The 5,008-nt window shown below is 72.9% G+C and carries 4 protein-coding genes; all 4 read left to right on the top strand.

Going from position 1 to position 5,008, the window contains the following annotated elements; all coding sequences use genetic code 11:
* Positions 1–476: response regulator (locus AE652_RS35115; protein ID WP_234348655.1), on the top strand; the 476-nt coding region annotated here is incomplete at its 5' end.
* A gap of 293 nt (positions 477–769) precedes the next feature.
* Positions 770–1,408 carry a response regulator gene (locus AE652_RS35110; protein WP_049659044.1) on the top strand — a complete coding sequence of 213 codons (639 nt, stop codon included), beginning with the start codon at positions 770–772 and terminating at the stop codon, positions 1,406–1,408.
* Between the two features lie 148 nt (positions 1,409–1,556).
* Positions 1,557–4,232 (top strand): DNA translocase FtsK, encoded by a 2,676-nt coding sequence (locus tag AE652_RS35105; RefSeq protein WP_049659043.1) that lies wholly within the window; start codon positions 1,557–1,559, stop codon positions 4,230–4,232.
* Positions 4,233–4,514: 282 nt separating this feature from the next.
* Positions 4,515–5,008, top strand: a 494-nt coding sequence (locus tag AE652_RS35100) for a helix-turn-helix domain-containing protein (protein ID WP_049659042.1), incomplete at its 3' end; no start/stop codon positions are given.

Below are 5,008 nucleotides of genomic sequence, written 5' to 3'. Positions count from 1 at the left end.
TGGAGCGCCGGCGCAGCGCCGCCCTGGAGAGCGCCGCCGGCCCGCGGACGGTGGAGCCCGTACCGCCCCGCCCGGCCGGCGGCGGCCGCCGCTTCGACGGCCAGCAGGTGCTGATCGTGGACGACGACGTCCGCAACGTGTTCGCCCTCACCAGCGTGCTGGAGCAGCACGGCCTGACCGTCCTGTACGCGGAGAACGGCCGCGAGGGCATCGAGATGCTGGAGCAGCACGAGAGCGTGGCGCTGGTCCTGATGGACATCATGATGCCGGAGATGGACGGCTACGCGACCACCGAGGCGATCCGCCGGATGCCCCAGTTCGCCGGCCTGCCGATCATCGCGCTGACCGCCAAGGCGATGAAGGGCGACCGGGAGAAGTCGCTGCAGGCGGGCGCCACCGACCACATCACCAAGCCGGTGGAGACCGACCACCTGCTGTCGGTCATGCACGAGTGGTTGAGCGGCGACCGGGCGTGACCCGGGGGGAGGCGTGAACCCCGGCCCGGGCCCCGGGGTTCACGCCGGTCGGTCGGCCGGTTTGCTGGCGGTCGGGCCCGGGAACCCGGTAGGGTCACCGATCGTTGCGAACAGTGACCGGACGGCAACACGCTGGTGAGCGTGCGCCGGAGCACTGACTGCGCGCCGCCCCGGATCGGGTCACGACGGGGCGATGTGCCGGGCGAGGGGGTGCGGCTAGCATGACCGGGGTAGCGGTGGGCAGTACGCGGGTGCCTGCACCGGGCGGCAGGCAGGCGACAGGAGGGCGAGCCCTGATGCAGAAGGCCAAGATCCTCCTGGTCGACGACCGACCGGAGAACCTGCTGGCGCTGGAGGCGATCCTCTCGGCGCTGGACCAGACGCTGGTGCGCGCGGCCTCCGGTGAGGAGGCGCTCAAGGCGCTGCTCACCGACGACTTCGCGGTGATCCTGCTGGACGTGCAGATGCCGGGGATGGACGGCTTCGAGACGGCCGCCCACATCAAGCGCCGGGAGCGCACCCGGGACATCCCGATCATCTTCCTGACCGCGATCAACCACGGTCCGCACCACACCTTCCGCGGCTACGCGGCCGGCGCGGTGGACTACATCTCCAAGCCCTTCGACCCGTGGGTGCTGCGCGCCAAGGTGTCCGTCTTCGTCGACCTGTACGCGAAGAACTGCCAGCTGAAGGAGCAGGCGGCGCTGCTGCGCCTGCAGCTGGAGGAGGGCGGCGGCGAGCAGGCCCTCGGCGGGGCGCTGCTGGGCGAGCTGTCCGCGCGGCTGGCGGCGGTCGAGGAGCAGGCGGAGGCGCTCGGCAAGCAGCTGGACGGGGGCGAGGACGCCGGGGTGGCCGCCACGGCCGCGCACCTGGAGCGCAAGCTCGCGGGGCTGCGCCGGGCCCTGGACGCGATGCGTCCGGGCAGTTCCTGACCCGCGGTCGGCGTTCACCCGTCCGAGTGGTCCGGTGTGCTGCGACCGGGTGAATCCCGGTCAGGGTGACGGTGTGTCTGCGACACGTCCGGGCGCCCGGGCTCGGGCACATGTGCACTGGTCGCCCGCCCCGGTAGGCTGCTGACCCATGGCCACTCGCACGCCCGGGAACGCAGCACGTAAGACGAGTCCGGGAGCGTCCAGGAAGGCCGCGGCGAAGGCCCCGGGCAAGCCGCCCGCGAAGAAGGCGGCGGCGAAGAAGGCGGCCCCCGCGAAGAAGGCCGCGGCCAAGCAGGCCCCGCCCCCGCCGAAGCCGTCCAGGTCGGTGCTGATGGGCACGCTCAACGCCCTGGGCAGCCCGATCGCCGCGATCTTCCGGGGCTTCGGCGACGGGGCCAAGAACCTGCACCCGGCCCACCGCAAGGACGGCGTGGGCCTGCTGCTGTTCGGGCTCGCGCTGGTGACCGCGGCCGGCACCTGGTTCAGCCCGCAGGGCTGGCTGGGCGAGGGCGCCACCGCCGTGGTGTCCGGGCTGTTCGGCCGGCTCGACGTGCTGGTGCCGTTCCTGCTGGCCGCGATGGCGATCCGGCTCTGGCGCCACCCGGAGCTGCCGGAGGCCAACGGCCGGATCATGATCGGGTTGAGTGCGCTGCTGGTCGGCGTCCTCGGCCTGGTCCACATCGGCTGCGGCGCGCCCATGATGGGCAGCGGCGCCTCCCGGATACGGGCGGCCGGCGGGATCATCGGCTGGGCCGTCTCCACCCCGATGATGGCCGCCGCCGGACCGGCGCTCGCCGTGCCGCTGCTCCTGCTGCTGGCCTTCTTCGGCCTGCTGGTGGTCACCGCCACCCCGATCAACCGGATCGGCGACCGGGTGCGCGGGGTCGGCATACGGCTCGGCGTGGTCGAGCCCGGGCCCGAGGACGAGCAGCTCTGGGGGCGCACGCCGGAGCGCGAGCTGTCCACCGACCCGCCGGAGGACGCCGACCCCGACGCGCTGCCGTTCACCGTGGACACCGGCAGTGACGACCCCTCGGACGAGGTGGCCGCCCGCCGGCGCCGCCGTCGGCGCAAGCAGACCGACGAGCCGGAGGACGCCGAGCGGATCTCCCTCGACAAGGAGCCGCTGGACCCGTACGCCACCCGCGACCTCGCCGCCGGCGCGGCCGCCGACCTGGACGGCGCGCTGGTCTACGGCGTGCCCGCCTCCTCCGCGGTGGCGGACATGATGCACCAGGTGCAGGACCGTACCGCCCCGCCGGAGGAGGCCGCCGTCCCGGCCGCCCGCAGTGGCGGGCCGGGCGCGCCCGAGGAGCACGGCGCGGCGCCGGTGCGGATGGAGCAGCTCCAGCTCGGCGAGGGCGTCACCTACGCGCTGCCCTCGCTCGACCTGCTGGAGCGCGGCGGCCCGGCCAAGGCCCGCAGCGCCCTCAACGACGAGGTGGTCGCCCAGCTCACCGGCACCTTCGCCGAGTTCAAGGTGGACGCCAAGGTCACCGGCTTCACCCGGGGCCCGACGGTCACCCGCTACGAGGTCGAGCTCGGCCCGGCCGTCAAGGTGGAGCGGATCACCGCGCTCGCCAAGAACATCGCGTACGCGGTGGCCAGCCCGGACGTGCGGATCATCAGCCCGATCCCGGGCAAGTCCGCGGTCGGCATCGAGATCCCCAACCGGGACCGCGAGATGGTCAACCTCGGCGACCTGCTGCGCTCGCGCACGGCCGCCGAGGACACGCACCCGATGGTCGTCGGCATGGGCAAGGACGTCGAGGGCCACACCGTGATGGCCAACCTCGCCAAGATGCCGCACATCCTGGTGGCCGGCGCGACCGGCGCCGGAAAGTCCTCCTGCATCAACTGCCTGATCACCTCGATCCTCGCCCGGGCCACCCCCGACGAGGTGCGGATGGTGCTGGTCGACCCCAAGCGGGTCGAGCTGACCGCGTACGAGGGCATCCCGCACCTGATCACGCCGATCATCACCAACCCCAAGAAGGCCGCCGAGGCCCTCCAGTGGGTGGTGCGCGAGATGGACATGCGCTACGACGACCTCGCGGCGTTCGGCTTCCGGCACGTGGACGACTTCAACGCCGCCGTGAAGGCCGGCAAGGTCACCCCGCCGCTGGGCAGCGAGCGCGAGCTGAGGCCGTACCCGTACCTGCTGGTGATCGTCGACGAGCTGGCCGACCTGATGATGGTCGCCCCGCGCGACGTCGAGGACTCGGTGGTCCGGATCACCCAGCTGGCCCGCGCGGCCGGCATCCACCTGGTGCTCGCCACCCAGCGGCCCTCGGTGGACGTGGTCACCGGCCTGATCAAGGCCAACGTGCCGTCCCGGCTGGCCTTCGCGACCTCCGCGATGGCCGACTCCCGGGTCATCCTGGACCAGCCCGGCGCGGAGAAGCTGATCGGCAAGGGCGACGCGCTCTTCCTGCCGATGGGCGCGAGCAAGCCGATCCGGATGCAGGGCGCGTTCGTCACCGAGGCGGAGATCGCCAGGGTGGTGGAGCACTGCAAGGACCAGCTGAGCGCCGTCTACCGGGACGACGTGATGGTCGGGGCCGGGCCGAAGAAGGAGATCGACGAGGAGATCGGCGACGACCTGGACCTGCTGGTCCAGGCGGCCGAGCTGGTGGTCTCCACCCAGTTCGGCTCCACCTCGATGCTCCAGCGCAAGCTCCGGGTCGGCTTCGCCAAGGCGGGCCGGCTGATGGACCTGATGGAGTCGCGCGGGATCGTCGGCCCGAGCGAGGGCTCCAAGGCCCGCGACGTGCTGGTGAAGCCGGAGGAGCTGGACGGGGTGCTGATCACCCTTCGGGGTTGACGGTCGGCCCCTGGGGCCGGCGGCCCGTGTCCTGACCGAGGTGTCACTCGTTCGGAGGAGGGTAGGCGCCGTGTGGGGAACCGAACGTCCGTACGCCGCGTCACACGGCGGAAAGCGACCGCCGGGCTCCCCCCGCACGGCTCCGCTGACGGTTCGTCAGTGCCGTGCCGGACCCCGGTCGGACCGGGCGCGCGCATTCGGCCCGTTCCGCTTGAGAAACGATCCGCCCGCGCCCCTAGACTGTTCCCCAGCAGGTGGCCATCCGCTCGAAAGGCGTGCCCCGTGACCATCGGCAAGTCCTCCGACCGCGAGAACGCCATGCCGTCCGTCGAGCCGACCGACGACGTGGTGCAGGCGGCCGATGCCCCGAGCATCGGCCGGGTGCTGTCCACCGCCCGGATCGACGCGGGGCTCACGGTGGACCAGGTGAGTACCGCCACCCGGGTGCGGGTGCCGATCGTCCATGCCATCGAGGAGGACGACTTCGCCCGCTGCGGCGGCGACTTCTACGCCCGAGGGAACATCCGGCTGATCGCCCGCGCGGTCGGCCTGGACGGCGAGGCGCTGGTCGCCCGGTACGACGCCGCGCACGGCGGCCCGCCCGCCGCCAGGCGCCCGGCGACCCAGCTGATCGACAGCGGCCCGATCAAGGTGCCCCGGCGCGGCCGGCCGAACTGGGCGGCCGCCATGGTCGCCGCGATCGTCGCCGTGGTCGCGCTGATCGGCTTCAACCTGGTCAGCGGCAAGGGCGGGCACGGCACCACCGGCTCGGCCAG

This window comes from Kitasatospora sp. MY 5-36 (genome assembly GCF_001182915.1).
Taxonomy (GTDB): Bacteria; Actinomycetota; Actinomycetes; order Streptomycetales; family Streptomycetaceae; genus Kitasatospora.
The sequence above is the reverse complement of the archived record's forward strand: the minus strand, read 5'-3'. Positions and strand labels throughout refer to the sequence as shown.